This window comes from Gammaproteobacteria bacterium (assembly GCA_041395725.1).
Classification (GTDB): Bacteria; Pseudomonadota; Gammaproteobacteria; order Pseudomonadales; family Pseudohongiellaceae; genus NORP240.
The window spans coordinates 1,687,692-1,714,228 of record JAWKZW010000001.1 but is presented as its reverse complement, the minus strand read 5'-3'; the positions used below and the strand labels follow the sequence as shown (position 1 = coordinate 1,714,228).

Below are 26,537 nucleotides of genomic sequence, written 5' to 3'. Positions count from 1 at the left end.
GAGGCTGCAATCAGATCTGACCGGCGTTGTTCAACGGGCTGTCAGTCGAGACGGTGTATCCGCGCTAGCTCCTCTGTGCCGGTTACGCTGACTTCGAGATCTTTAAGGATGCCGTCACCAACGCTGTAGATCCAGCCATGCACCGTCAACTGCTGGCCTGATTTCCAGGCATTCTGTAAAACCGTGGTGTGACAGACGTTGGCCACCTGCTCAATCACATTACACTCGCACAGCAGATTCTGTTGCTCCCGGTCCGAACCTGCCGCTTCCAGCTGCGCCTGATGAATGCGGTAAATATCCTTGATATGCCGTAGCCAGTTGTCGATAAGCCCGTGGTCCTTGTTTTCCAGCGCCGCCCGGACACCGCCGCACTCGTAGTGGCCACAGACGATAATATGCTTAACCTTGAGCACCTCGACGGCGTATTGAATGACCGACAGGCAGTTCAGGTCCGTGTGAACGACCAGGTTGGCGATGTTACGGTGAACAAACACCTCGCCGGGCAGCAGGCCCACTATCTGGTTAGCGGGCACGCGACTGTCGGAACAGCCAATCCAGAGGTACTCCGGACTCTGCTGTTCGGACAGTTTCCTGAAGAACTGAGGGTCCGCCTCTTTTATGCCGTCGGCCCAGTTACGGTTCCGGTCCAGCAGAAAATTCAGATCGCTCATAGTGCCGTTCGCCGCCCCTGCCAGCCCTAACGCCGCTCCACAATGGCCGCATCTACCAGGGCTTTGAAATTCTCGCGAAAACCATTCCCGCTGGCGGGGGAAACCTGGGCCATGATGACTACCACCATGTTCTCATTCGGGTCGATAAAATAGCGGGTCCCGGCCGAGCCATCCCACCAGATAGTGCCGTTGCTGACCGGAAAATTGTAGGCTTCGCTGTCGAGGACCACGTTGAATCCCCCCAGCGACCAGCCGGACCCCAGCCAATAACCTCGCGAATTCAAAGGCAGCACACTGTCAGGCACGGCGTTGGCAAAAATCTGCGCAACGGTCTCTTCCTGCAGAACCCTGACACCGTTGAACTCGCCACCGTTCAGCAGCATCTGGGAAAAATTCAGGTAGTCTCGCGCCGTCGAAAGCAGGCCTACACCGCCTTCCACCAGTCGCGGCCTGACGGTGAAGGGAACGCTTTCAATCTGGTAGGGAACCAGCTTTCCGTCGGTTGGACGATAGACAGTAGCCAGCCTGTCTACCCGGGACGGATCCGCCCAGAAGACGGTATCGGTCATTGCAAGCGGTTCGAACAGCCGGGTCTGCAGAAAATCCTCGAATGGCATGCCGGAAACCACTTCCACGACCCGCCCGAGGATGGTGGCGGAGATGCCATAGTTAAACTGGGTGCCCGGGTCGAAAAACAGCGGTACACGGGCTGCATTGTCCACCATTTCCTCCAGGGTAATATTGCGATCCCTGACATTGTTCTCCCGATACACAGGCACGCTGCGGCTACCCAGTCCGCCGGTATGGGTGAGCAGGTGTGCAATGGTGATGTCGCCAACCCGTTCCCGGGTCTGATTGATGTCCGGGGCAGCCTGATTCAGGAATACCCGCTGATTTTCAAACTGGGGAAGGTATTTCTTGACAGGGTCATCAACGCTGAGCGCCTGCTGCTCCGCCAGCAGCATGATTGCTGTGCTGGTGATCTGCCGGGTCATCGAATATTGCCGGAACAGCGCATCGTCGACCATCGGCTTGTGGCTCTCCAGATCCATCTGACCCAGGGATTCGAAATAGACGACTTTATTATCCCTGGCCACCACGGCTACCACGCCGGCAATATCACCGTCGTCAATGTGCTGTTGCAGCCGGGCCGTTGCGGTTGCCAGACCAGCGCGGGAAAGACCGACATCTTCCGGTGCGGCGCTCGCCAGACCCTGGGCGTAGCCAGCCATCGACCAGCTCAGCAACACCAGCGCAGTAGCGACCAGGCCGCCGCGCTGCCGCTTAACCCGGGCCTCGCTGCTGTTTCTGTTTTTTAACATTCGTTTCATAAAACCTCCACACCACTCTGTTCTGCTGTTATCTCAGACCTGCTGCTCGCGTACCCAGCGCTCCACCCGCTCACGCAGGATGGGCATCGGCAGGGCGCCCGCGCCAAGAACCACATCGTGGAACTCCCTGATATCGAAACGATCACCGAGTCGGGATCGCGCCTCTTCCCGCAGTTCCAGGAATTGCATCATGCCTATCTTATAGGCAGTCGCTTGTCCCGGGCCAGTTATATAGCGCTGAATCTCCGATCGCACGGCGCCTTCCGCCAGGGGTGAATTTTCCAGCATATAGCTGACCGCCTGTTCCTCGCTCCACTGCCGGGAATGAATACCGGTATCAACGACCAGTCGAATTGCCCGCCAGATTTCACCGGTCAGGCGGCCGAAGTCTGAATAGGGATCCTGGAAGAATCCCATCTCCTTGGCCAGATACTCAGCATACAGCCCCCAGCCTTCGGTATAGGCGGTGTTCCTCGACTGGGTGCGGAACCTGGGAATGTCGGTCAGCTCCTGCTGAATGGAGATCTGCATGTGGTGACCAGGGCTTCCTTCATGGTAAGCCACGTCCTCCAACTGGTAGACCGGCATGGCGTTCATGTCGGACAGGTGGGTATAGAAGGCTCCCGGGCGGGATCCGTCCGGCGCACCCGCCATATAATGCTGCGCGGCACCGTCCTGTTCACGAAACGCTTCCACGCGTCTGACTTCCAGTCCGGCCAACGGCAGCCTGCCGAAGTACTCCGGCAGTTTTTCGTCCATGGCGCTCAGGTAACTGCGGGCCAGCTCCAGGTAGTCCTGCCGACCCTGATCGGTGTTGGGGAAGTAAAACTGATCACTCTCCCGCATGAAAACAAAAAATTCCTGCAGGGAGCCCTCGAAGCCGACGCTGCGTTTGATGGTCTCCATCTCACCGGTCAGACGTTCCACTTCGGCCAGCCCGATGTCGTGAATCTGGTCGGCAGTCAGGTCGAGTCCTGTCATCAGGTTAAGTCGATAATTGTAGTAGGCTTCACCATCGGGCAGATTCCATACTCCGGTGGCCGCTTCGGTGCTGTTTTCGCGGTCCGCCCGCAACCAGTCGGCCAGTGCCGAATAGGCTTCGGCCACCGGCCCGCTCAGCAGCTGCCGGCCTTCCTCCAGCAGGGCCGACGCAGCCATGGAATCCAGTGTTCCGGCCTGCACGAGGGCCCCTACCTTAGTCTTCAGATCAGCCCAAAGGGGCGACTCACCCTCGGTACTGAAAGGCTGACCGGCGGTCACCCGCGCAATCTCCTCCAGGGCGAAATCAAAGGCAAACCGAGGCTGGCGGATGCCTTCCCGGGCAGCCAGCTGTGCACGTTCCAGCAGCTGGTCGAATACCCGTGGTATCTGTTCCAGCCTCGACAGGTAGGCCCGGGCGTCCTGCTCGGTATCCACCCGGTGAAAGTTGATCAGGAAGTTGGGCAGGCCGGCATGAGGCCCGCCTCTACCAAAAATATAGCCATGGCGCCAATACGGCCTGCCCCGCTCAGCGATGTCCAGGTTGTATTCCCACAGATCCCAGGACAGCTGACCATCCGGAGTCAGTGCGTCATAATCAAATTGCCGGCGCATACTGGCTACGCTGTCCCGCCGCCAGTCCAACTGCCGCTCGGCAGCCGCTTCGGACCTATCGTCCAGTTGGTCATAGTCGGTTTTTTCACCAAGCCGGGTGCGCATTTCCGGGCTGAAATCGAGCAATTCCAGGAACTGTTCGTCAAGCCAGGCATTGAGACGCCCGGTTTCAGTCAACGCTGTTGCGGGACTGGTTACAGGCGCAGCCTGGTCGGTCCGGGAAGTCTCCTCATTGCCGCAGGCAACCAGCAAAGGGAGCAGAATAAAGAGGGCGAGAAAGCGTTTCATGGTGTACTCCGTGTCAGCCGGGCTCAGGGAACCCCTGGTGCCACCGCAGGGTACCCAATCATTGCATAAGTTGTTGAGGTCAGGAACTTTCCGAGTGGCATTTCCAGTGTCGCACGGGGATTTTTTTGGATTGAGCGTAGTCATTCTACGTGATATCCAGAAAAATTGAGTACGGCGCTGGAAATGCTGCTACGGAAGCAGCGAAGCGGTCCTGGGCCAACACTTTATACAATGATTGGATAAACCAGACCCTGGCGCAAATCCAGGCGCACCCGCGCGGACATCAGGTTACGTCGCCAGTCAGCCTGTGGTCTGAAGGGTCTGGCGCTCCCGGCAGGTCAGTGGCCGACCAGCAGTGGGCCACTGTTTACGGCAGGTTGTAGTGAGCCGTTGTTAAGCATCAGTCGAAGAACTTCTGCCAGTTAACAGACGGATCAGCAATAGCGGTGAAGTGCGGATTAAGCAGCTCGGCCTTGCTGTTGTAGCGCAGCTCTTTGAAGTCCGGGTCCACCAGCGTCCCGCCAGCGGCGAGCAGGACTCCGTGGGCCGCCGCTGTGTCCCACTCGCAGGTGGGTCCCAGGCGCGGATAGAGATCCGCCTGCCCGGCGGCAACCAGACAGATCTTCAGGGAACTGCCCATGCTCACCAGGTCCAGGTCGGTGAATTCAGCGCGCAGCCTGTCCAGCAGACCATCCAGCGCCGGTGCACGGTGACTGCGACTGGCCACTACCTGCAGGGATTTCTGGCCGGGGCTGATCCTGCGGCAATGAATCGGCGTGGCGTTGCCCGCCTCCACGCGACTGGCTCCCACACCCTTGAGGCCAAGATAAGTGATACCCGTGACAGGAACATGGACGATCCCCATGACTGGCTGGCCGTCTTCAATAAGGGCAATATTGACAGTAAATTCACCATTGCGTTTGATGAACTCCTTGGTGCCGTCCAGCGGATCTACCAGCCAGTATCGGGACCACTGGCTTCGAACAGTAAAATCCAGTTGCTCGGATTCCTCCGACAGAACCGGCAACGGTGGGTTCAGCTGGCTCAGCCTGGCCACGATCAGTTCATGGGCCCGCCGGTCAGCCTCGGTCAGGGGTGAGTTGTCATCCTTGACAGTTACATCAATATTGCCGGTCTTGTTATAAACTTGGAGAATCTCCCGGCCTGCGGCTTCAGCAATCTGGCCGGCAAGGTGCAGAAGTTGTTCATCAATCATACTTGGGAACCTCAGATTAAATACCGCGATTTCCAGCTAAATCACGAGTCGTTGCACAACGTACTATGCGCGAGTTAAGTAACGAAAGCCACCCGCAGGGCAGCCAGATGCCACCCTGGGCACAAATTGATACCGTCATGTTCGACATGGACGGTACGCTGCTGGACCTGCATTTTGACAATTACTTCTGGCAGACATTCCTGCCCCGCGCCTGGGCCCGCGCCAGGGGCATGGACCTGGAGAGTGCCAGCCACAGGCTGCACCAGATGTACAGCGAACTGCGGGGCACCCTCAACTGGTACTGCCTTGATTTCTGGGCCGAGCAGTTGCAGTTGGACATCACGCTGCTCAAACACGAAGTCAAACACAAGATCGCTATCCGACCCAACGTCGTCGATCTGCTGACCAAGCTGCGGCAGCTGGATAAACGCATACTGCTGATTACCAATGCCCACCCCGACAGCCTCAATCTGAAACTGGCACACACCGGTATCGGCAGGTACTTTGACAATACGATCAGCTCCCATGTGCTGCGCCTGGCCAAGGAAAACCATGGCTTCTGGACTGCCCTGCTGGAACTGGAACACTACGACCCCAATCGAACCATGCTGATCGACGACAGCCTGCCGGTGCTGCGCCAGGCGCAAAAAGAGCAGATCCGCTACCTGTACGGTATTTATCAACCGGACAGTCAGCAGGACCCCCTGCTGGCGGAGGAATTTCCGCAGATCATCGACTTCGGGCACATCATGCCGGCACTCCACCCAGCTGCCGGTTCCCGGCCATTGAGTGAAGCCCCGTGAGCAGGGAACCATGAGCAGACAGGACAACCCGTTGCGGGACAGCAAGGTAAGACTGGATAAATGGCTGTGGGCAGCCCGCTTCTACAAAACCCGCGCTATCGCCAAGCAGGCCATCGAAGGTGGCAAGGTGCACTGCGACGGGGCACGGGCAAAACCGGGCAAGGAAGTTCACGAAGGCCTGCAGATCAGCCTGCGGCAGGGCTTCGACGAAAAGACGGTCATTGTGACGGGGCTGACCGAACAGCGACGCGGAGCCATGGAGGCCCAGCTGCTCTATGAAGAGACCCCGGAGAGTATCGAACGCCGGAAACTTGCCGCGGAACAACGCAAGGCGCTACCCAGGCATCTGCAGACCGAGGGCCGGCCCACCAAAAGGGACCGGCGCCTGATCCATCAGTTCAAGAACTCACAGCAGGAATAACGCATTTCACGCCAGGGAAGCTTTTACTCCAGGGCTTTTTATTTGGCATAATGGCTGCCTTCTTGAATGCCACGAGTAAGCACGCCCGGCAGCTTCCGGGAATCGAACAGTCAGCCCACCAAACAAGTTGCACAGTCAAGGCACTTTTTTGCCTCACAGGTAAACCGATAATGACGAGTCAGTCTGACATCCCTGACCAAACCGTCCACCGCAATCTTCCCAACAGTCAGCTCATTGAGCTCGCCCTGCAGAACCGTGAAGGTCGCCTGGCCGACACCGGGGCACTGGTGGTTGAAACCGGTCACCGCACCGGTCGGAGTCCCAAAGACCGCTTTATCGTAATAGAACCCAGCACCTCCGATTCCATCGATTGGGGGGCAGTCAACCAGCCCTTTGAGCCGGACGCCTTCGACGCCCTGTGGAACCGGGTGAGCCAGTTTCTGTCGGAAAAAGACATTTACGTTGCCGACCTCCATGTCGGGGCGGATCCGGAACACTACATACCAGTTTCTGTGACTACCGAGTACGCCTGGCACAACCTGTTTGCCAAGACTCTGTTCATCGGCCCTGACACCTACAATCCCAAAGACAAGCAGATCTGGCAGATCGTCAGCGCACCCGGGTTTGTCTGCGAGCCGGAGCGGGACGGCACTAACAGCGATGGCGTGGTCATTATCAATTTCGCTCAACGCAAGGTTCTACTGGCAGGGATGCGCTACGCAGGAGAGATGAAGAAGTCGATGTTTTCCGTGCAGAATTTTCTGTTACCGGAAAAAGACGTGTTGCCGATGCACTGTTCGGCAAATGTGGGGAACGACGGAGATGTCTGCCTGTTTTTCGGCCTGTCCGGCACCGGCAAAACCACTCTGTCCGCCGATACGGACCGCTATCTGATCGGTGATGACGAGCACGGCTGGGGCAAAGGGACTGTTTTCAATATCGAAGGGGGCTGTTACGCCAAGTGCATAAACCTCAGCCAGCAGAACGAGCCGGTTATCTGGGATGCCATCCGGTTCGGCGCCGTAATCGAGAACGTGGTAATCGACGAAAAGACCCGGGTTGCCGATTACGCGGACACCACCCTGACCGAAAACTCCCGCACCTGCTATCCCCTGGCACACATCGCGAAGCGCGTGCCTGAAAATCGCGCCGGCGAGCCGCGCTCCATCATCTTTCTGACCTGTGACCTGACGGGTGTCCTGCCTCCGGTAGCAATCCTGAGCAAGCAGGCGGCCGCCTATCACTTTCTCAGTGGCTATACCGCCCTGGTGGGATCCACTGAGATGGGTGCCGGGGAAGGCATCAAGTCCACTTTCTCTGTGTGTTTCGGGGCACCGTTCTTCCCGCGCCCGGCAAATGTCTATGCAGACCTGCTGATGAAACGTATCGATGATTTCGGCAGCCAGGTATACCTGGTAAATACCGGGTGGACCGGCGGCCCCCACGGCGTGGGAAAACGCTTCGACATCCCCACTACCCGCGCCATTCTCGCGGCAATACAGACCGATGCCCTGCGGGACACCGAAACCGAACACCTTCCGGGCCTGAATCTCGACATACCAAAGCTGGTAGCCGGTGTAGACAGCTCTCTGCTCAATCCCAGAAATACCTGGCTGGACCACGCCGCCTACGACAGGCAGGCGGCCAACCTGATTGCCCAGTTCAACGAGAATATCAAGCGGTTCGATATCGCGGACACGATCATCGCGGCAGGGCCGCAACAACAGGTTTGAGTGCCTGCAAAAACAACACCGCCGCAATCATCAGAAATCTGATTGCAGCATATAACAGAGAGAGGGACGCCATTGGCCGGGCAATTTGAGCAAAGTCTCGAGTACTTCAACCTGGTGGAATTTTTACCTGAATGGGGAAACGTTCGCCGCGGCATCGAGAAAGAAAGTCTGCGGGTTTCACCAGAAGGCAGCATAGCCCTGTCGCCTCATCCCGGTGGCCTGGGTTCCGCGCTTACCAACCCCTACATCACCACGGATTTCTCTGAAGCCCTTCTGGAATTCATAACTCCGGCCCGTGACAACATCGATGAGTGCCTGCAGTTCCTCGAAGCCATCCATCGCTTTTCCTATCAACACCTGGAAAACGACGAGTTGCTATGGGCGTGCAGTATGCCGTGCCCGACCGGTAACCTCGACGATATACCCCTGGCCAACTACGGCAATTCCAATATCGGCAGGCTGAAAACTCTGTACCGTCGCGGCCTCAGCCAGCGGTACGGCAGCCTCATGCAGACTATCGCCGGCATTCATTACAATTTTTCCATGCCCGACGAATTCTGGCCGGCCTTTCAACGCCACTGCAACGACGAAGGCAGCCTGCAGGAATTTCAAACCTCCCGGTATCTGCACCTGATTCGTAATTTCCACCGCTTCAGCTGGCTGCTGCTGTATCTGTTCGGTGCCTCACCGGTCACCTGCAAGTGCTTCGCCCGGGGGCGAACCCATAATCTCGAAGAATACGATGACGGAACCCTGTATCTGCCCTATGCTACCTGTCTGCGGATGGGCGACCTCGGATACCGCAGCGAGGCGCAAAAATCCCTGTTCGTCTGCTACAACGATCTGCACAGCTACGTCGACAGCCTCAGCTCCGCCCTGCAGACCGTCTACCCCCCTTATCAGGCAATCGGAACCGGGCCCGACGGCGAGCGCCGGCAGATGAACAGCAACCTGCTACAACTGGAGAACGAGTTTTACAGCACCATTCGCCCCAAACGTATAACTGAACCGGGCGAAAGGCCGCTTTCGGCACTGCTGCGTGGCGGTATCGAGTATATCGAAGTCCGTTCGCTGGATCTTAATCCCTTTATACCTATCGGTATAAACAAGGAACAGACAAAGTTTCTGGACGCGTTCCTGCTTTATTGTCTGCTCAGCGACAGCCCGGATTGCAACCCTGAAGAACAAAAAGAGATTGGCGAGAACCTGGAAGCAGTGATCTCCCGCGGCCGGGACCCGGAACTGCAACTGAACTGGCGCGGCAATCCAGTCGCTCTGACCGAGTGGGCAAACAAACTGCTGGACGGTATTCAGCAGGCCGCCGTTATCCTGGACGAATGCGAGGCCAACAAGATGCATGTGGCGAGCCTGGAGAAACAACGTGAAAAAGTTGTCAATCCTGACCTGACCCCTTCCGGCAGACTGTTGAACGGCATGCGGCAATCCGGTAAATCTTTCTACCGCTACGCCATGGAGGTCTCCCTGGAACACCGGGAAACGTTACGGCGGGGGACTATCGACAGCAAAAATCTGGCTATCCTGGAAGCGGCCGCCTCAATTTCCAGAGAGCGACAAAAAGAAATTGAGGAAAGCGACACCAGCAGCTTTGAAAGCTACCTGGCTGAATGGAACGCGTATCACGTTTCGTGAACCGCTGATCAGTCAACGGACACCGAGCGGGCCGCCCTGTCCGCCCTGGATTCCCGCCGCTGCCAGCGGAAAAAACGCTCCATGTAAGGAAACAGCTTAACGGGCAACCTGGCACTGCGCCAGTTGTTGGCCGCAAACCTGTTGGCTTCCATCAGTGTCGGGTAGATGTGGGTGGTGGCGGCGATCTTTTTCAAACCCAGCCCATGAGTCATGGCAAACACGTACTCGGCAATCAGCTCGCCGGCATGATAACCGACGATCGTCACCCCCAGTATCTTATCCTTGCCGGGTACGGTCAGCACTTTGACGAACCCGTGGGCCTCCTGGTCGGCCAGGGCACGATCCAGGTGGGAGAGATCGTAGCGGGTTACTTCGTAGGCGATGTTTTTTTCCTTTGCTTCCTGTTCGTTCAGTCCCACCCTGGCCACTTCCGGGTCGGTAAAAGTGGCCCAGGGAACGACCCGGTAATTGATCGGGGATTTGCGCAGCCAGCCCGCCAACGCGTTCAGTGCTGCATACCAGGCCTGGAATGAGGCCATGTGGGTGAACTGATAAGGACCGGCAACGTCTCCGCAGGCGTAAATATTCGGATAGGCGGTCTGCAGGTATTGATTCACCTCCAGCGTACCCTGTCTGGTCAGCGGCATATTCAGCGCTTCGAGACCAAAACCCTCTACATTGGCTTTACGCCCAATGGCCAACAGGACCCGGTCGAAGCCTACTTCAACCTTTTCACCCTCGCGTTCGGCCTCCATCACGGCCCCATCGTCCGTCTTGCGGAAACTCACGACCTTATGCCCGGTTAATACTCTGATACCCTCATTCTCAAACCGGCGGGCTACCAGCTCTGACACTTCCGCATCCTCCCGCGGCATGATGCGGGGCGCCTGATCCACCTGGGTCACGGCCGCCCCAAGGTTATTGAACGCCTGTGCCAATTCGCAGCCGATCGGGCCGCCACCGATAACCAGCAGGCGCTTCGGCAGTTCACGCAGTTCCCAGACAGTATCAGAGGTGAGGTAATCGATCTGGTCCAGGCCCGGTATGGATGGCACGAAAGGTCTTGCACCCGTGGCAATGATTATTGAGCGGGTATTGATTACACGGTCGTTCACCTTTACCTGGTACGGATTCAGAATACTGGCTTCGCCCTGCTCGCATTCGACACCCAGCGAAGTAAAACGCTCAACCGAATCATGGGGTTCAATCGCCTTGATCACTCCCTGAACGCGCTCCATGACCGCGGGGAAATCAACCTCCGCTGCCGGGGCCTTCAGACCATACTCACAGGCCCGTTTCAGATAGGACGCCACCCGCCCGCTGCGGATCAGCGATTTGCTCGGAACACAACCGGTATTCAGGCAATCCCCACCCATCTTGTGCTTCTCGATCAGAACGACCCTGGCCTTGGCGCCAGCTACGATCAATGACGCTACCAGGCCTGCGGAGCCGGCACCCAGAACCACAACGTTGGCATCGAAATGAGAGGGCTTTTTGAACTGCCTGAGCATACGATTCCGCCTGATCGTGTTAACCAGAAGTCGTGCAATCAGCGGGAAAACACCTATCAGAGCGAACGACAGCAACACAGTACCGCTGACCAGACCGGACAAAGACGTAATCTGGGCGAGTTCTGAACCCGCGTTGACGAACACGATCGTCCCGAAGAACATGCCCGCCTGACTGACCAGATAAAAAGACAGAGCGGATATGGGTGTAAGACCCATCAGCAGATTTATCATGAAGAAGGGGAAAATAGGCACCATGCGAAGGCTGAACAGGTAAAAGGCACCATCTTTCTCCACTCCCCTGTTAAAAGAGGTCAGGTAGTCTCCAAAGCGCGCCTGCACCCAGTCCCGAAGCAGAATACGGGACACGAGGAATGCCAGGGTTGCACCTATGCTGCTCGCAAAGGACACCAGCACGACCCCCCAGGCAAGGCCAAATACCGCACCACCCAACAGAGTCATCAACACCGCACCGGGAATCGAGAGCGCTGTTACAAGCACATAGATGAAAAAATAGGCAGCGGCAAACAGCACGAAATTTTCATTCTTAAGCTGCTCGACGGAGGTCAGCTGAGACTGCATGTAATCAAGCGTCAGAAAACGCCCCAGATCAAAAGCAAAATAAGAGGTCAAGGTTGCGGCGATTATCAGCACGAGCAGAAGTCTGGAGCTTTTCAAATTATTCTTCCTGTTGTTGTCTTTACAGGATGGCGGGGCCACCCGGCCAACGTCCTGAATTCAAGGTCAGAGACATTCCCTGTCAAACGGATTTCCCGTTTCGACCCTGAGCGAGATTGCGTGCGGGCAGCAGGGGCTGCTTGCTATTGCAGGGACCCGGCAGGATGTAATTTCTTTCAAGGTCAGCCATAATAACCCCTGGACCCTGAATTGGAAGCGCACCAGGATTACAACGTGCCAGAAATAAAGCGTAAATTCCCCGTTACCCGAATGCGCCGCATGCGCCGGGATGGGTTCAGTCGCAGACTGATGCAGGAAACCCGGCTTACGGTCGATGATCTTATTTTCCCGATCTTCATCGTTGAGGGTGAGCGGCAGCGTCAACCCATCGACTCCATGCCCGATATGTATCGGCTCAGCATCGACAAGTTGCTGGAGGAAGCCGCACAGCTGGTCGATCTTGGCATTCCGGCTATTGCCCTGTTTCCGTCTCCGGATCCGGCAGGTAAAACGGAAGACGGCCGCGAAGCTTACAACCCGGAAGGGCTGGTACAGAGAGCAGTTCGAGGCCTGAAGGAACGTTTTCCCGACCTGGGGATAATCACAGACGTGGCCCTGGATCCCTATACTACCCACGGGCAGGACGGCATCATCGATGAAAACGGCTATGTGCTGAATGATGAAACCGTGGAAGCGCTGGTCAGGCAGGCGCTTTCTCAGGCTGAAGCAGGCGCCGACATAGTGGCACCCTCAGATATGATGGATGGCCGCGTCGGTGCCATTCGGGAAGCGCTGGAAGAACAGGGCCTGATCTATACCCGCATTCTGGCTTATTCAGCCAAATACGCCTCCAGTTATTATGGGCCTTTCCGCGATGCAGTGGGGTCCAGTTCCAACCTGGGCAGTGGCAACAAGCATACCTACCAGATGGATGTAGCGAACAGTGATGAAGCCCTGCAGGAGGTTGCTCTCGATCTCGCCGAAGGGGCGGATATGGTAATGGTAAAGCCGGGCATGCCCTATCTGGACATCGTCAGCAAAGTGAAGAATCAATTTGGCGTACCGACTTTCGTCTACCAGGTGAGCGGAGAGTACGCCATGCACATGGCGGCTGCCAGAAATGGCTGGTTGAACGAGGACGCGGTAGCGCTGGAGTCTCTGGTTTGTATCAAACGTGCCGGTGCGGACGCGATTCTGACCTACTTCGCCCCGAAAGTGGCCCGCATGCTGAAGGGGTGAGGGGATTCCCCCGCCGCGTCTGACCCGGCTTTCGCACCCGGGATTCCGCTACCAACCGACATCCGCTGGCCATTTTCCATAAGCCTGCCGGGCCAAAACAGGGGCCTTCGGCACGTTTACGGCATTTTTCGCTTGAATCTCCCTGTTTTGGCCTTATTATAGAGCCCAGCTAAAAGTTGCCTGAGCCCTAAAGGTCAAGGAATCCACGATTATCGCTAGTTTAGAGACTGATTTTTTCACGAGATTGGCCAGTCAGAACTACCATAACGCCCTCTTCCAGCCAGCCCGGCAGCTATAATTTCTCTACATATTTCCCGCTAAACGACTAACTGAATCAAAGGAATCTATACATGAGCGAAAAAATCGTTCACATAACTGATACCAGTTTTAATCAAGATGTTCTGGAAGCAGATGGCCCGGTCCTGGTGGACTTCTGGGCTGAGTGGTGTGGCCCCTGCAAGATGATTGCTCCGGTTCTGGAAGAACTTGCCGACGATTACGAAGGCAAGCTGAAAATCTGCAAATTGGATATTGACGCCAATACCCAGACTGCCCCCAAGTATGGAATTCGCGGCATACCAACGCTTATTGTGTTCAGTAACGGTGAAGTGGTTGGTACAAAAGTGGGCGCTCTGTCAAAATCCCAGCTGTCTGCTTTTATTGACAGCGTAATATAATTTACGTTTAATGGCTTCCGGTTCCGCTACGTCAAGCGGAATCGGCTCCCAGCTGAATCACTCCTTATTCGAGACCATCGCGACAATCACGATAGTAGAGAAAGTCGAGATAGCTCAACAAGTCCGGGGATATCAATAACGACGCCCCCTGACGAGAGATTTCGGGAATATTTCCTTAGTGTTAGCTTGAAAAGTTCGGCAGACGTATGCCGATATAGTGCTCAATCGAATAGTATTCAGCCGTAAAAGCAAAAAAATCTGGACGAAGTGTGAGAGTCGTTCTATATTGAGAGCATCAAAAGCACCTGACCTCTTGCTTCTCGCTGATTTACCCTGACCTCTTGCAAAACCCAGTGGCCACACCGGGCCGTCGCAATCAATTGAGAATTTGAAGTTAGAAATCCTAAAAAAGACATCGATAATATCCAGAGTTTTTCTGAAAAGAGTTTACCTGGAAAGAGGTACTGAAAAGAGCCAACGAGGCTTATCAGGCCGCTGATCCAGAACTGCATTACAGTATCAGAGCAACTTGATATTAATTCTCTTTTCGGCTGGCGCAGAGTTACGAATTCAATCGAGTTAGTGAACAGGACGTATGTTGATCGATTAATTGAACAGATTTCAAAATGCTGACGGCTTTCCCCGGGGCCAGATTTTTTCTGTAGTTTTCTCAACACCAACAAACTAATTAATAAACCCAATCTCCCTTTACCCTTTTGTGATCCCCAAGCTATGAATCTAACTGAACTAAAGCAGAAACCCATCGCCGAGTTATTAAAAACTGCTCAGGAAATGGGCCTGGATAATGTATCCAGAACCCGAAAGCAGGACATCATCTTCGTTATCCTTAAGAAACACGCCAAGAACGGCGAAGATATCTACGGAGATGGTGTACTGGAGATACTTCAGGACGGCTTTGGTTTTCTGCGTTCATCCGACTCTTCCTACCTGGCAGGTCCGGACGACATTTATGTTTCACCCAGTCAGATAAGACGCTTCAACCTGAGGACCGGAGATACAATTTCCGGAAAAATCAGACCACCTAAGGAAGGCGAGCGGTATTTTGCGCTACTGAAGATTAACGAGATCAACTTCAGCAAACCGGAAGCCGCCAAGAACAAAATCCTGTTCGAAAACCTGACTCCATTATTCCCCAATGACAGGATGAAACTGGAAGTCGGTAACGGCAGTACCGAGGATCTCAGCGCCCGCGTCATTGACCTGGTAGCGCCTATCGGAAAAGGCCAGCGCGGACTGATCGTGTCGCCACCGAAAGCCGGTAAAACTCTTATCCTGCAGAACATCGCCCAGTCGATTACCAGGAACAACCCGGAATGTCGACTTATCGTTCTGCTAATCGATGAACGCCCCGAGGAAGTGACAGAGATGCAGCGTTCTGTGCGCGGCGAAGTAGTAGCCAGTACTTTCGATGAACCCCCCTCACGCCACGTACAGGTTTCCGAAATGGTTATCGAGAAAGCCAAACGGCTGGTCGAGCACAAGGAAGACGTGGTCATTCTGCTCGATTCCATAACCCGACTGGCACGCGCCTACAACACTATCATCCCTTCCTCTGGCAAGGTTCTTACCGGCGGGGTCGACGCCCACGCACTGGAACGCCCGAAGCGTTTCTTCGGCGCAGCCCGTAACCTCGAAGAAGGCGGCAGTCTGACTATTATCGCCACCGCCCTCGTCGAGACCGGCTCCAAGATGGATGAAGTCATCTATGAGGAATTCAAAGGCACCGGCAACATGGAATTGCACCTGGACCGCAAGATTGCCGAGAAGCGGGTCTATCCGGCAATCAACGTCAGGCGTTCGGGAACCAGGCGCGAAGATCTGCTTACTTCCGAAGAAGAACTGCAGCGCATGTGGATTTTGCGCAAGATACTGAGCTCCATGGAAGACGTTCAGGCAACGGAATTCATTCTCGACAAATTGAAGGATACCAAGACCAACGAGGAGTTCTTCAACGCCATGAAGCGTAAATAGACTGATTCGATAACACCTGGTTTCTGGCACTGACAGTCTGTTTGAGGATAATCGATGGCGCTGCGCGACTTACGTGATTTTATCGCTCTGCTTGAAAAGCAGGGTGAGCTTAAACGCATTGCCACCGAAGTAGACCCCTACCTGGAAATTACCGAAATCTGCGATCGCACCCTGCGTAACGCCGGTCCGGCGTTGCTGTTTGAAAACCCGAAGAACAAGACACCACTGCTCGGCAACCTGTTCGGCACACCCCGACGCGTGGCGCTGGCCATGGGGCAGGACGATATTCAGGGGCTTCGGGAGGTCGGTAAGTTACTGGCGCTGCTGAAGGAACCCTCACCGCCCAAGGGCTGGAAAGAGCTGCTGCAGAATCTGCCCAATTATCGCCAGGTGTTGAACATCAAGCCCAACATCAAACGCAGTGCTCCTTTTCAGGAAGAGATCTTCGAGGAAGATGACATAGACCTGTCCAGCCTGCCTATCCAGACCTGTTGGCCTGGTGATGCCGGCCCGCTCGTTACCTGGCCCCTGGTGATAACCCGGGGACCCAGACAGGATCGCCAGAATCTGGGCATCTATCGTATGCAGCTGATCGGTCGCAACCGACTCATCATGCGCTGGCTGTCACATCGGGGAGGCGCACTGGATTTCCGGGACTGGCAGGAAGCCCATCCGGGCCAGCCGTTTCCGGTATCCATCGCGCTTGGCGCCGATCCTGCTACCATTCTTGCCACCGTGACACCGATCCCGGACACACTGTCAGAGTATGCATTCGCCGGCCTGTTACGGGGCGAAAAGACCGAGCTGGTTGCCTGCCAGACCAATGATCTGCAGGTGCCCGCCAGTGCGGAAATCGTGCTGGAAGGGGTGATCGAAGCTGGCGACCTGGCGCCAGAAGGGCCGTTCGGCGACCATACCGGTTATTACAACGAAGTGGAAAAATTCCCTGTATTTACCGTCAAGCGGATGCTGCGCCGTAAAGACGCCATTTATCACAGCACCTACACCGGCCGCCCCCCCGACGAACCCTCAGTATTGGGCGTGGCACTGAATGAAGTCTTCGTGCCGCTTTTACAGAAGCAATATCCTGAGATCGTGGATTTTTATCTGCCACCGGAAGGCTGCTCCTATCGCATGGCGGTTATCAGCATCAAGAAACAGTACCCGGGTCATGCCAAGCGGGTCATGATGGGCGCCTGGTCGTTTCTACGACAGTTCATGTACACCAAGTTCGTCGTGGTGACTGACGACGATGTCAATGTCCGTGACTGGAATGATGTGATCTGGGCGCTTACCACGCGGGTGGATCCGTCCCGTGATACCGTACTTATCGACAACACGCCGATCGACTACCTGGACTTTGCCTCCCCGGTATCAGGCCTGGGTTCCAAAATGGGTATCGATGCCACCAGCAAATGGCCGGGAGAAACCAGTCGGGAATGGGGTCAGCCTATAAAAATGGATGCTTCGGTTAAAAACCGGGTTGATGATCTGTGGGAAGAACTGAATATCTTCGCCAGCAAGTAAGCCAGCCCAGTCAGCCGTTCGGCTCTCCAACCGAAGACTCAGATTCAGGTAGCGGCAGTTCAGGCAGCGGACTGTCGACGGCCTGCAGGTATTTTTCAAAATAAGGCAGACTGGCTTTTGCCTCGCCGAGACTGGCGAGCAGCCTGGCGAGCTCCCCGTAAACCTGGCCATCGGGCCTCAGCAGACAGCTGGCTTCAAAGTATTCCCGCGCTTTACTCCATTCCCTGTTACGCAGTGCGAGTCGGCCAAGGGTCAGAAGCAGAACACCGTTATTAGGCCGTTCCTGCAGCCAGCCTTCCGCAATCAGCAGCTGTGCCTGGTAGTTACCCAGATCTTCGGTGCCATACAACTCAATCAGCTGATCATCCCAGGCCTTGGACAGGGTTGACTCGAGAATCTGGGCCGACTCCTCCCTGGCGCCAGCGCCGGCCAGCAGCCTGGCTATCAGGGCGACCAGCTCCGGGTCCTTGTGATAGGCGTGCGGTGCGCCATCCCAAAGCCTGATGAGTTCAGCCGCAATGCTGTCGCTGTCCGGGACATCGGCGCCAGCCCGTTCGCCCAGCTGCAACAGCCTACCGCGAAAAATGCGCCGCGCCAGCTGTTTCGCTTCTTCTTCGCTGACCAGTTGCCGGTCTGTCAGCTGCGTCATCAGGGTGTCGAGTCTGTTCCAGTCCTGCAGATCAAGATACACCCGTTTCTGCAGGGACAGCAGTTGCCTGCTACTGGCCGAAGTCCGCTCTAGTTGTTCCAGGACCACCCGCGACTCTTCCTGGTGACTGTTTTTCCACAACAGCTCTGCCCGGGTTTCGTTGATCAGCGACAGCGCCGCCGGGAATCGCTTCGCAGCCATATCCAGGCACCTGGTCCACACCGCCTCCTGACCCAGCTCATTGGCCGATTGGGCGGCGGCCAGGTAGTTCGCCACACTGATATCAGCGTCGTTAAAACTGAGCTCCAGCTCCCGGTAAGCCGACTCCCAGTCGCCTCTGACATAGGCAATCAGGCCCTGAGTAGTGCGGTCATTTTTGACGACCCCGGGTTTTTGTGCTCCGCGCAAAAACCGGAGCCAGCGACGAGGATCGAGCCAGGCCACCAATCGCACCAGCAGCCAAAGCAGCAGCAACAGAAAGACGCCGGCCAAAACGACGGCAACCAGGCTGGTCTCGAAGGTGACATTGCGCCAGGCCACCAGCAGATAACCGGGATCTTGAGCCAGATCGAGAAAAACAGTCAGCGCAACCACACCGACAAGCGGCAGCACCAGATAGAGCAGCATTTTCAACATGATCGAGGTCGGGCACCTTTCCTGGTTGGCTGATTTGGGTTCGCCTGGCATCGCGCCTGTCTGATCCTGCTCATCTTCCTATCGAGCCTGCCACCAGACGCTCCATGAGTTCGCTGGACTCCAGAGTCTGCGGAAGATCGGGAAACGCATCCCCCTCGATCAGACTGCTCAGCTCGCCAGGCAGCTCCGCCGCCGGCTCACCCAGCAGCGTCTGATAGCGCCCGGCCAGGTCCCGGGCCCTTTGCAGGCTGTCGAGAAAGATACCCCGACGTCGCGTCAAAAGCGCCAACTGCGCCTGCTGCAGTACCAGACTGATGTTGTTGCGGGCGTAAAACAATTCACCGGGAAGCTGCAGATTTTCCGGGCCATCGGGCCACTTCCGCCAGATGAAAACCGAGCGCAGGTAAGCCGCGGCGCTGTCCAGCAAAGAGCGATTCTGTTGCGAAGCTGCTTCGGCACCATCCTGACCCTGGTTCGCCAGTCGCTGTAAATAAACGTCCTGCACCGAGGGCGCAGGCCCGGCCAGCTGCTCGCGAAGACGATTGAGGCGTTCATACACGCGTTGGGGATCGAAATCTTCAACAGCCCGCAGCCGTTCCAGATCAGCCGCCAGGGCCTGCCGAACGGGTGCAATCCGATCATCCGCCGACTCCACCAGCAGGCGGTCAGCGGTTTGCAGGAGGCGGATTGTGCTTGGCACGTCGGCGCTCAGCGGCAGATGCCGGCTGGCCAACCGCAGCAGGTGCTGGGCTTCGGTAAACTGCCAGCGCCCGTTCTCCTGATCCAGAGTACGTGGCAGCTGGTTCTGCAGTGCCGCCAGCACCGCATTAACCTGTTCAAGACGACTGGAGAATTCATTCTGCAGGGATTCGATAGCCGCTGCATCGAGCGCCGCCGAAGTCGAGGCCGAACTCACCTCGCTCTCCAGTTCGGCAATCCGGGCGCTGCTGGTACGGACAGTGTCCTGTAACCGGCTGTTATCCGTGGCGAGTCGATTGAAGCCTGCGTTTAGCTGCCACTGCAGGTAGGCAAGATAGCCCAGGCTCAGTAACAGTGGCACGTATAGCAGCAGGGCGACCAACAGGCGACGCAAAACCGAACGTCCCGCCCGGCCTCTCCCTGCGGGCACGGGAGCGGCGTTGGCCCTGGTCAGTTCATCCAGGACCCTGGGTGTTTCAACGTTGTCGGCCACTGTCTGCCCCTTCTCTGATGTCCCGTGATGACTCGCTAGGGTGCCTCATCCTTTGCTGCTCTGAGGGAGTCATGCCTTTCCTTTCCATGCTTTTCCTTAACAGCCCTTTCTGTATCAAGCCTTTCTGTAGCAAGCCTGTCGGCATCGCCTGCCCGGGGACTGCGTCCACCGGCAATCTCCATCAGCGCAGTAACGATTGCGTGGTCCGTGGCACCACTGCTGTTAATAACCTGCTCGAAACCGGCAGCCAATGCCGCCTGTTGAATCCGTTCAGAGGGCACCACTAATGGTATCAGACTCACAGGGACGTGCCTGCAATCGACCAGCCTGCACAGTGTATCGAGCATCTGACCACTGGTAACGCTGATCGCGTTAATGTTCCTGTCACGTAAAACTTCAAGCAGCTCGGCACCCTGGACACCGGGCTCGCTGCGCAGATAGGTTTCTATGTAGTCTACCTGAGCTCCGCGCTCCCGCAGCGTGTCCGCCAGCAGCTCACGCCCTCCCACTCCGCGAAACAGGCCGATTTTCTTCTCTTTGACATCGGTCAGCAGGGGCAGCTGCAGAATATCTTCGCTCTGCATACCAGCGGGTGAAGTAGCGATGGCACAGGGCAAGGCCGCAAGCGCCTCTGCAGTGGAAGGGCCGACGGCGACCACGTCGATACCGGTGGGAAATTGTGGCCAGTAGCGGTCGATCCACTCAAGGCCGAACCTGGCCGCATTGGTGCTGATAAAGACCAGAATATGATAGTTATCGAGATCCTGAATACGGTGTCTGATCAGCGCTACCCGGGCGGCATCCTCAACCGGCTGGATACTCAGCAGAGGGAACAACACTGGCACTCCGCCAGCCCGCTCGATCGCGGCGGCCAGAGAGTCACCCTGGCCGGCCGGCCGGGTCACCAGGACATTCAGTCCCGCAAGGCGGTCAGATTCACTCATACCGGGTCCGATCTTTCAGTCGGTTGGTTTAAAGTGGGGTTCACTTCAATAAGCGCAACGCGGCGAGAATCCTGTCGGCTCCCTGGCTCAACAGGTCTTCGGCAACCGCGATACCCAGGGTTTCGGGATCGGCGCAATCCCCTTCGCGCTGACTCTTCAGCAGAACACTGCCGTCAAGATTACCGACCCGACCCCGGAGAAACAAACGGTCCCCCTGCAGTTCGGCAAAGGCTGCCAAGGGTACCTGGCAGCCACCCTGCAGATGACTGTTCACCGCCCGTTCAGCACGCACACGAAGCGCAGTCTGTTCATCATGCAGGCAGGCCAGCAGTTGTTGCACCTGCTGATCGTCGGAGCGGCACTCAATCCCCACGGCACCCTGGCCTACCGCCGGCAGGCAGGTGGAATAATCCAGGCGCTGCTGGATTCGTGCCTCCAGCTCTAACCTGATCAGCCCTGCCGAAGCCAGGATGATCGCCTCATACTGCCCGGCGTCCAGTTTCCCCAGCCGGGTTCCTACATTGCCCCTGAGATCATGAATCTGCAGATCGGGCCGCAGATTGCGCACCTGGCACTGACGCCGATAACTGGAAGTGCCGACCCGGGCCCCTTCCGGCAAGGCCTCCAGCGACGCGTATTGATTGGACACCAGGGCGTCGGATGGGTCCTCCCGTGGGCAGATTACCGCCAGCCCCAGGCCGTCAGGAAACTCTACCGGTACGTCTTTCATGGAATGTACGGCGATATCGGCCTCCCCGTCGAGCATGGCCCGTTCCAGCTCCTTGACAAACAGCCCCTTGCCTCCCACCTTGGCCAGCGGTGTATCGAGAATCTTGTCCCCCTGGGTCGTCATGGTGAGGAGTTCAACCTGTAAATCGGGATGCTGCTCCAGCAGACGATCCCGGACATAGTAGGCCTGCCACAATGCCAGGGGGCTTTTCCGGGTTGCGATAGTAAGTTGCCTGGCAGTCATTCATCCTCCGTTTGCGGCTCCTGTCTGGTTTTCTCTGCTTTCCCAGACAGTGAGCTTTTCCTGTTTTTCCTGTTTCTACTCAGCTTTTTCGGACCCGCCGGAGCCAACAGGACAGTGAAATCAGGCTGTTCATTCTACGGGATAATCCGTCATAGTCCGAATAATATTGCTATAATCGCGCGGCAATTCAAACCAGACAGTTATCAGAGAACACCATGAGCAACGACAAAGACGCCGATAAACTTTGGGGCGGACGCTTTTCAGAACCCACTGACCAGTTCGTGGAACGTTTTACCGCGTCCGTCAATTTTGATCAGCGTCTTTATCAACAGGACATCACGGGTTCTATCGCTCACGCCAGAATGTTGTACAGAATCGGCGTGCTCAGTGAAGACGAAGCCGGGCAGATAATCTCGGGGCTCCAGGCTATCGCAGACGATATCCTGGCGGGCAGCTTTCAGTGGTCGGTAGCGCTGGAAGACGTGCACATGAACATCGAGGCCGAGCTGACAAAGCGTATCGGTATAACCGGAAAGAAACTGCACACCGGCCGGTCCAGAAATGACCAGGTGGCAACCGATATCCGCCTCTATGTGCGGGAGCAGGCCGACATCATAGCGGCTATGATCACGCGACTGCAGGAAGCACTGCTGGTGCTGGCAGAACAGGAAGCCGATACCATCATGCCTGGGTTCACCCATCTGCAGACCGCCCAGCCGGTAACTTTCGGTCACCATCTTATGGCATGGTTTGAAATGCTGGACCGTGACTACACACGCCTACTCGATTGCCGAAAGAGATTAAACCTGTCACCTTTAGGCGCCGCAGCCCTGGCAGGCACCACCTACCCTATCGACAGAAACTTCACCGCGGCCGAACTGGGATTCGACGGGCCAACAAGAAATTCCCTGGATTCCGTGAGCGACCGGGATTTCGCCATCGAACTGGCGGCATTTGCCAGCATCCTGCTTACTCACCTGTCCCGTTTCTCCGAAGAGCTTGTGCTGTGGGCTTCCAGCCAGTTTGATTTCGTCGACCTTCCTGACAAATTTTGTACCGGCTCATCCATAATGCCGCAGAAGAAGAACCCTGATGTGCCAGAGCTGGTGCGCGGCAAAACCGGCCGCGTCAACGGGCATCTGATTGCCCTTCTGACCCTGATGAAATCCCAGCCGCTGGCCTACAATAAGGATAACCAGGAAGACAAAGAACCGGTCTTCGACCTGATCGATACCGTGAAGGATTGTCTGCAGGCCTATGGCGACATGGTGCCCCATATCCAGGCCAAACGGGACAATATGCGCCAGGCGGCCCTGCGCGGCTACGCCACCGCCACCGATTTGGCCGATTACCTGGTCAAGAAGGGTATTGCCTTTCGTGACGCCCATGAAATTGTCGGCAAATCAGTTGCCTATGGCCTCGCCAAAAGCAAAGACCTGAGCGAATTCGAGCTGGTCGAGTTGCAACAGTTTTCCGACGCGATCGGCGCAGACGTTTTTGATTTTCTGACCCTCGAGGGTTCCGTCAATGCCCGGGACCATATCGGGGGAACGGCACCGGGCCAGGTGAGGCGCGCAATCAGCACAGCCCGGGAGATGCTGCAGCAGCGGATGGCTGAGCGACGGCAGGCCGGGCACAGCACCGGCCCGATCTGACACCGCCGATGACCAACTTCGTTACCGCACTGGGCTTCGGCCAGTGCGAAACCTCAGTGCTGTCAATCTGGCGGAGCCATCAGGCGGACCTGGTACTCCTGGTTATCATTACCTCTTCGTGATTCGACCGTCACCGTATCGCCGGCCCGGTGACTTTCCAGTACTGTGAGCAGGTCATCCTCATTGCCTACCGGCATGTCGTCAATAGCCACAATAACATCGCCCAACAGCCAGCCGCTGGCGCTGGGTGTCAGTCCTCGCATACCCTGTCTGTCCAGATCACCACCGGGCAGCACGTCCAACACGATAACGCCCTCTATACCCTCGTTGCGCCGGTAGTAGTCTGCCTGGGCCTGGGAGAATAGCGACACACCCAGCACCGGAGTCTGAACCCGGCCATACTGGATCAGATCGGGCACTATCTTCTTTACGGTGTTGATTGGAATGGCAAAGCCTATGCCGGAACTTGCACCGCTGGGACTGTAGATCGCCGTATTCACTCCGATCAGCTCACCCAGAGAATTGAGCAGCGGGCCACCGGAATTTCCCGGGTTGATGGCCGCATCTGTCTGGATCACATCGCGGATCTTGCGGCGGGTAATGGAGTCTATTTCACGCCCCAGAGCGCTGACCACGCCAACGGTCATGGTGGTATCCAGTCCGAAAGGATTGCCGATCGCGATAACCTTGCGCCCCACTTCCAGTAACGAGGAATCGCCCACCGTGACCGGCACGAGTTTGTCGGCCGGTGCCTCGATCTTCAACACTGCCAGGTCTTTATTGGGCTCAAACCCCACCGGCGTAGCATTGTAAGTGCTGCCATCCTGCAGGGTAACGGCGACGCGATTGGCCTGCTGCACTACGTGGTAATTGGTGACCACATAGCCGTCCTTGTTCCAGACAAAACCGGAGCCGCTGCCCTGGGGGACTTCCTGGGGATTGAGTGAGTAATAGGACCGCACCAGCCGCGAGTTTGTGATGAAGACTACGGACGGGCTGGCCTGTTTGAAAACCTCGATGTTGTTTTCTTCGTCGTTAGTCTTGAAATTCAGGTAGTTCTGGGCACTGGTAACGCCACTGACAAAGCTTAACAGTACCAGCAGGCCCAGGGCATAGAGCTTTCCGGTCAACCTGATCATTGCATGATTCTCCCCTTCAGACGGGCCCGGAAACGCCTCCGGGTCTGTATAAAATGGGCACGCTTGAAATAAATTCAAGTGCCCGGCCTGCCGGCCGCTCAGGGCTCCTGGTATTGTTCACTCAGTTCCAGCCACGTTTCCTCAATTTCTTCCAGCTCATTCTTGAGGTTGCCCTGCTCCTGCAACAGGTCCTTAAGTCGCTTACGATTCTGCTCTTCATATAGCTCCGACTCCAGCAGCGCCTGCTCAATCACGCCCAGACGACTGCTGACTTTCTCCATGCGAGTTTCCAGTCTCGCTATCTCTTTTCTTAACGGGGCCAACTCGGAACGCCTGGCCGCCGCCTGCTGGCGCTGTGCCCGCTTATCCAGCCGGTCGACCTGGCCTGGGCTGTCACCGCTGTCTCCCTGTTGCCCGTAGCCGGCGCTGGCCTGAACCTGTCTCTCGTAATCCTTCAGATCACCGTCAAAACGGGATAACTGGCCCTCACTGATAGCGTAGAACTCGTTCACTGTGTTGTTTAACAGGTAGCGGTCGTGCGAGACAATAATGATCGCCCCGTCGAACTCCTGCAGGGCGACGCTGAGAGCCTGGCGCATATCCAGGTCAAGATGGTTGGTCGGTTCATCAAGCAACAGCAGGTTGGGCTTCTGCCAGGCAATGGTTGCCAACGCCAGCCGTACTTTTTCTCCGCCGGAGAACTGTTTAATCCGATTGTCGGCGCGATCGCCACGAAAATCGAAACCGCCAAGGTAGTCCCGGCCGGTCTGCTCATCGGCTTCCGGGTCCAGGCGCAGGAAAAGCTCCAGCGGCGAGGCATCGGCATCCAGCACATCCACCTGGTGCTGGGCAAAGTATCCGACCCGAAGATGTCGGGCAGTCTGCACTTCACCGGCGAGAGGAGCCAGTTCTCCCGCCAGTATTTTCAGCAAAGTCGACTTGCCACAGCCATTCACCCCCAACAAACCAATTCGGCTGCCGGCCTGGATAGCCAGATTGACATCCCTGACCAGTGGCTCGCTGAAACCTATATCCAGGTGATGAATCCCTAACAGGTGCTCAGGCAGCTTGACCGGCTCGCGGAACCGGAACTGAAATGGGGAATCCACATGGGCCAGCACAATGTCCTCCATGCGCTGGAGTTCCTTGATCCGGCTCTGCGCCTGTTTCGCCTTGGTCGCCTTGGCCCTGAAACGCCTGACAAAATCTTCAATCTCGGTGCGGCGCCGCTGCTGCTTCTCGAAGAATGATCGCTCCAGCGCCAGCCTGGCAGCGCGCTGCTTTTCGAAGGCACTGAAATTACCCTTGTATAACTGCAGCCTGCCGTTCTCAAAGCTGACCACATGACCAATGACTTTATCCAGAAATTCACGATCATGGGAAATGATCAGCAAGGTACCCTGGTAACCGACCAGCCACTGCTCGAGCCATAGTGTTGCTTCCAGGTCCAGGTGGTTGGTGGGCTCGTCCAGCAACAGCAGGTCGGAGGGGCTCATCAATGCCGCCGCAAGATTCAGGCGAACCCGCCAGCCACCGGAAAAACTGCTGACCGGCCTGTCGAACTCAGCAGGTTTGAATCCCAGGCCGGACAGCAGTTTTTCAGCCCGGTGCCTGACCGTGTAACCGTCTATCTGATCCAGTTCACCATGCAGTCGGCCCACCTGCTGCTGATCGTCAGCCTGCTCCGCCTCCAGCAGCTGCTTCTCAAGCTGCCGATAGTGATCATCGCCATCTATGACATGGTCGACGCCGCTACGGGAGGTTCCCCCGGTTTCCTGCGCCATGGCGGCTATTCGCAATCCGTCCGGCAGACTGAGCTGCCCCTGGTCGAGGCCCAGCCGCCCCTGCAGGCAGGCGAACAGGCTCGACTTGCCGGTTCCGTTTCGGCCCACGACGCCCAGCTTCTGCCCGTTATGTATAACCAGGCTCGCCTCCTCAAAAAGAAGCTTGGCTCCTCGATGCAGGCTGGCATTCTGAAGGGATATCATGGCTTCTTTGACTCAGCTGCGGAGGTTTTGATTG

Annotated in this window: 20 protein-coding genes; 9 read left to right on the top strand and 11 right to left on the bottom strand. The window is 56.6% G+C overall.

Annotated elements, in window-relative coordinates; translation table 11 throughout:
- Positions 1 to 41: 41 nt before the first annotated feature.
- From can to cysQ, 4 genes are all read right to left on the bottom strand, one after another.
- Positions 42 to 671 (bottom strand): carbonate dehydratase, encoded by a 630-nt coding sequence (gene can / locus R3F50_07545; GenBank protein MEZ5490158.1) that lies wholly within the window; start codon positions 669 to 671, stop codon positions 42 to 44.
- A gap of 26 nt (positions 672 to 697) precedes the next feature.
- Positions 698 to 2,002 carry a serine hydrolase domain-containing protein gene (locus R3F50_07540; protein ID MEZ5490157.1) on the bottom strand — a complete coding sequence of 435 codons (1,305 nt, stop codon included), beginning with the start codon at positions 2,000 to 2,002 and terminating at the stop codon, positions 698 to 700.
- Between the two features lie 33 nt (positions 2,003 to 2,035).
- Positions 2,036 to 3,883: a DUF885 domain-containing protein gene (locus R3F50_07535; GenBank protein MEZ5490156.1), complete on the bottom strand. Its 1,848-nt coding sequence runs from the start codon at positions 3,881 to 3,883 to the stop codon at positions 2,036 to 2,038.
- 400 nt (positions 3,884 to 4,283) lie between these two features.
- Entirely contained in the window at positions 4,284 to 5,099 is an 816-nt protein-coding gene (gene cysQ, locus R3F50_07530) for a 3'(2'),5'-bisphosphate nucleotidase CysQ (GenBank protein ID MEZ5490155.1), read from the bottom strand.
- A 65-nt stretch (positions 5,100 to 5,164) separates the two neighbouring features.
- On the opposite strand from cysQ, the gene yrfG reads away from it, so the two are divergent.
- From yrfG to gshA, 4 genes are all read left to right on the top strand, one after another.
- Entirely contained in the window at positions 5,165 to 5,902 is a 738-nt protein-coding gene (gene yrfG, locus R3F50_07525) for a GMP/IMP nucleotidase (GenBank protein ID MEZ5490154.1), read from the top strand.
- Between the two features lie 10 nt (positions 5,903 to 5,912).
- Entirely contained in the window at positions 5,913 to 6,323 is a 411-nt protein-coding gene (locus R3F50_07520) for a S4 domain-containing protein (protein MEZ5490153.1), read from the top strand.
- A 170-nt stretch (positions 6,324 to 6,493) separates the two neighbouring features.
- Positions 6,494 to 8,056, top strand: coding sequence for a phosphoenolpyruvate carboxykinase (locus tag R3F50_07515; protein ID MEZ5490152.1), 1,563 nt, complete (start codon positions 6,494 to 6,496; stop codon positions 8,054 to 8,056).
- Between the two features lie 42 nt (positions 8,057 to 8,098).
- Entirely contained in the window at positions 8,099 to 9,706 is a 1,608-nt protein-coding gene (gshA, locus tag R3F50_07510; GenBank protein ID MEZ5490151.1) for a glutamate--cysteine ligase, read from the top strand.
- Between the two features lie 8 nt (positions 9,707 to 9,714).
- Here gshA and R3F50_07505 read toward each other — a convergent pair whose 3' ends face one another.
- Entirely contained in the window at positions 9,715 to 11,892 is a 2,178-nt protein-coding gene (locus R3F50_07505) for an FAD-dependent oxidoreductase (GenBank protein ID MEZ5490150.1), read from the bottom strand.
- Positions 11,893 to 12,126: 234 nt separating this feature from the next.
- Between R3F50_07505 and hemB the strand changes: the two genes are divergently transcribed.
- The 4 genes from hemB (at position 12,127) to ubiD (ending at position 17,327) form a co-directional block, all read left to right on the top strand.
- A complete protein-coding gene (hemB, locus tag R3F50_07500; GenBank protein ID MEZ5490149.1) occupies positions 12,127 to 13,131 on the top strand; it encodes a porphobilinogen synthase in 1,005 nt (334 codons plus the stop codon).
- Positions 13,132 to 13,481: 350 nt separating this feature from the next.
- On the top strand, positions 13,482 to 13,808 hold the full coding sequence (trxA, locus tag R3F50_07495; GenBank protein MEZ5490148.1) for a thioredoxin TrxA: 327 nt from the start codon (positions 13,482 to 13,484) through the stop codon (positions 13,806 to 13,808).
- A gap of 732 nt (positions 13,809 to 14,540) precedes the next feature.
- Positions 14,541 to 15,800, top strand: coding sequence for a transcription termination factor Rho (rho, locus tag R3F50_07490; protein MEZ5490147.1), 1,260 nt, complete (start codon positions 14,541 to 14,543; stop codon positions 15,798 to 15,800).
- Between the two features lie 54 nt (positions 15,801 to 15,854).
- Positions 15,855 to 17,327, top strand: coding sequence for a 4-hydroxy-3-polyprenylbenzoate decarboxylase (ubiD, locus tag R3F50_07485; protein ID MEZ5490146.1), 1,473 nt, complete (start codon positions 15,855 to 15,857; stop codon positions 17,325 to 17,327).
- A gap of 10 nt (positions 17,328 to 17,337) precedes the next feature.
- Here ubiD and R3F50_07480 read toward each other — a convergent pair whose 3' ends face one another.
- The 4 genes from R3F50_07480 to hemC form a co-directional block, all read right to left on the bottom strand.
- Positions 17,338 to 18,612, bottom strand: coding sequence for a heme biosynthesis HemY N-terminal domain-containing protein (locus R3F50_07480; protein ID MEZ5490145.1), 1,275 nt, complete (start codon positions 18,610 to 18,612; stop codon positions 17,338 to 17,340).
- A gap of 70 nt (positions 18,613 to 18,682) precedes the next feature.
- Entirely contained in the window at positions 18,683 to 19,804 is a 1,122-nt protein-coding gene (locus tag R3F50_07475; protein MEZ5490144.1) for a uroporphyrinogen-III C-methyltransferase, read from the bottom strand.
- A gap of 35 nt (positions 19,805 to 19,839) precedes the next feature.
- Positions 19,840 to 20,748, bottom strand: a complete 909-nt coding sequence (locus R3F50_07470; protein MEZ5490143.1) for a uroporphyrinogen-III synthase — start codon at positions 20,746 to 20,748, stop codon at positions 19,840 to 19,842.
- 40 nt (positions 20,749 to 20,788) lie between these two features.
- A complete protein-coding gene (gene hemC, locus R3F50_07465; GenBank protein MEZ5490142.1) occupies positions 20,789 to 21,721 on the bottom strand; it encodes a hydroxymethylbilane synthase in 933 nt (310 codons plus the stop codon).
- Positions 21,722 to 21,936: 215 nt separating this feature from the next.
- Between hemC and argH the strand changes: the two genes are divergently transcribed.
- On the top strand, positions 21,937 to 23,376 hold the full coding sequence (gene argH, locus R3F50_07460) for an argininosuccinate lyase (GenBank protein ID MEZ5490141.1): 1,440 nt from the start codon (positions 21,937 to 21,939) through the stop codon (positions 23,374 to 23,376).
- A 62-nt stretch (positions 23,377 to 23,438) separates the two neighbouring features.
- Here argH and R3F50_07455 read toward each other — a convergent pair whose 3' ends face one another.
- On the bottom strand, positions 23,439 to 24,515 hold the full coding sequence (locus R3F50_07455) for a trypsin-like peptidase domain-containing protein (GenBank protein ID MEZ5490140.1): 1,077 nt from the start codon (positions 24,513 to 24,515) through the stop codon (positions 23,439 to 23,441).
- A 98-nt stretch (positions 24,516 to 24,613) separates the two neighbouring features.
- On the bottom strand, positions 24,614 to 26,503 hold the full coding sequence (locus tag R3F50_07450) for an ATP-binding cassette domain-containing protein (protein MEZ5490139.1): 1,890 nt from the start codon (positions 26,501 to 26,503) through the stop codon (positions 24,614 to 24,616).
- Between the last annotated feature and the right edge of the window lie 34 nt (positions 26,504 to 26,537).

What these genes read in the sequence shown, in the direction of transcription:
- can (MEZ5490158.1), bottom strand. Translation starts at nt 671, where the DNA reads ATGAGCGATCTGAATTTTCTGCTGGACCGGAACCGTAACTGGGCCGAC.
- R3F50_07540 (MEZ5490157.1), bottom strand. Translation starts at nt 2,002, where the DNA reads ATGAAACGAATGTTAAAAAACAGAAACAGCAGCGAGGCCCGGGTTAAG.
- R3F50_07535 (MEZ5490156.1), bottom strand. Translation starts at nt 3,883, where the DNA reads ATGAAACGCTTTCTCGCCCTCTTTATTCTGCTCCCTTTGCTGGTTGCC.
- cysQ (MEZ5490155.1), bottom strand. Translation starts at nt 5,099, where the DNA reads ATGATTGATGAACAACTTCTGCACCTTGCCGGCCAGATTGCTGAAGCC.
- yrfG (MEZ5490154.1), top strand. Translation starts at nt 5,165, where the DNA reads ATGCGCGAGTTAAGTAACGAAAGCCACCCGCAGGGCAGCCAGATGCCA.
- R3F50_07520 (MEZ5490153.1), top strand. Translation starts at nt 5,913, where the DNA reads ATGAGCAGACAGGACAACCCGTTGCGGGACAGCAAGGTAAGACTGGAT.
- R3F50_07515 (MEZ5490152.1), top strand. Translation starts at nt 6,494, where the DNA reads ATGACGAGTCAGTCTGACATCCCTGACCAAACCGTCCACCGCAATCTT.
- trxA (MEZ5490148.1), top strand. Translation starts at nt 13,482, where the DNA reads ATGAGCGAAAAAATCGTTCACATAACTGATACCAGTTTTAATCAAGAT.
- rho (MEZ5490147.1), top strand. Translation starts at nt 14,541, where the DNA reads ATGAATCTAACTGAACTAAAGCAGAAACCCATCGCCGAGTTATTAAAA.
- ubiD (MEZ5490146.1), top strand. Translation starts at nt 15,855, where the DNA reads ATGGCGCTGCGCGACTTACGTGATTTTATCGCTCTGCTTGAAAAGCAG.
- R3F50_07480 (MEZ5490145.1), bottom strand. Translation starts at nt 18,612, where the DNA reads ATGTTGAAAATGCTGCTCTATCTGGTGCTGCCGCTTGTCGGTGTGGTT.
- R3F50_07470 (MEZ5490143.1), bottom strand. Translation starts at nt 20,748, where the DNA reads ATGAGTGAATCTGACCGCCTTGCGGGACTGAATGTCCTGGTGACCCGG.
- hemC (MEZ5490142.1), bottom strand. Translation starts at nt 21,721, where the DNA reads ATGACTGCCAGGCAACTTACTATCGCAACCCGGAAAAGCCCCCTGGCA.
- argH (MEZ5490141.1), top strand. Translation starts at nt 21,937, where the DNA reads ATGAGCAACGACAAAGACGCCGATAAACTTTGGGGCGGACGCTTTTCA.
- R3F50_07455 (MEZ5490140.1), bottom strand. Translation starts at nt 24,515, where the DNA reads ATGATCAGGTTGACCGGAAAGCTCTATGCCCTGGGCCTGCTGGTACTG.
- R3F50_07450 (MEZ5490139.1), bottom strand. Translation starts at nt 26,503, where the DNA reads ATGATATCCCTTCAGAATGCCAGCCTGCATCGAGGAGCCAAGCTTCTT.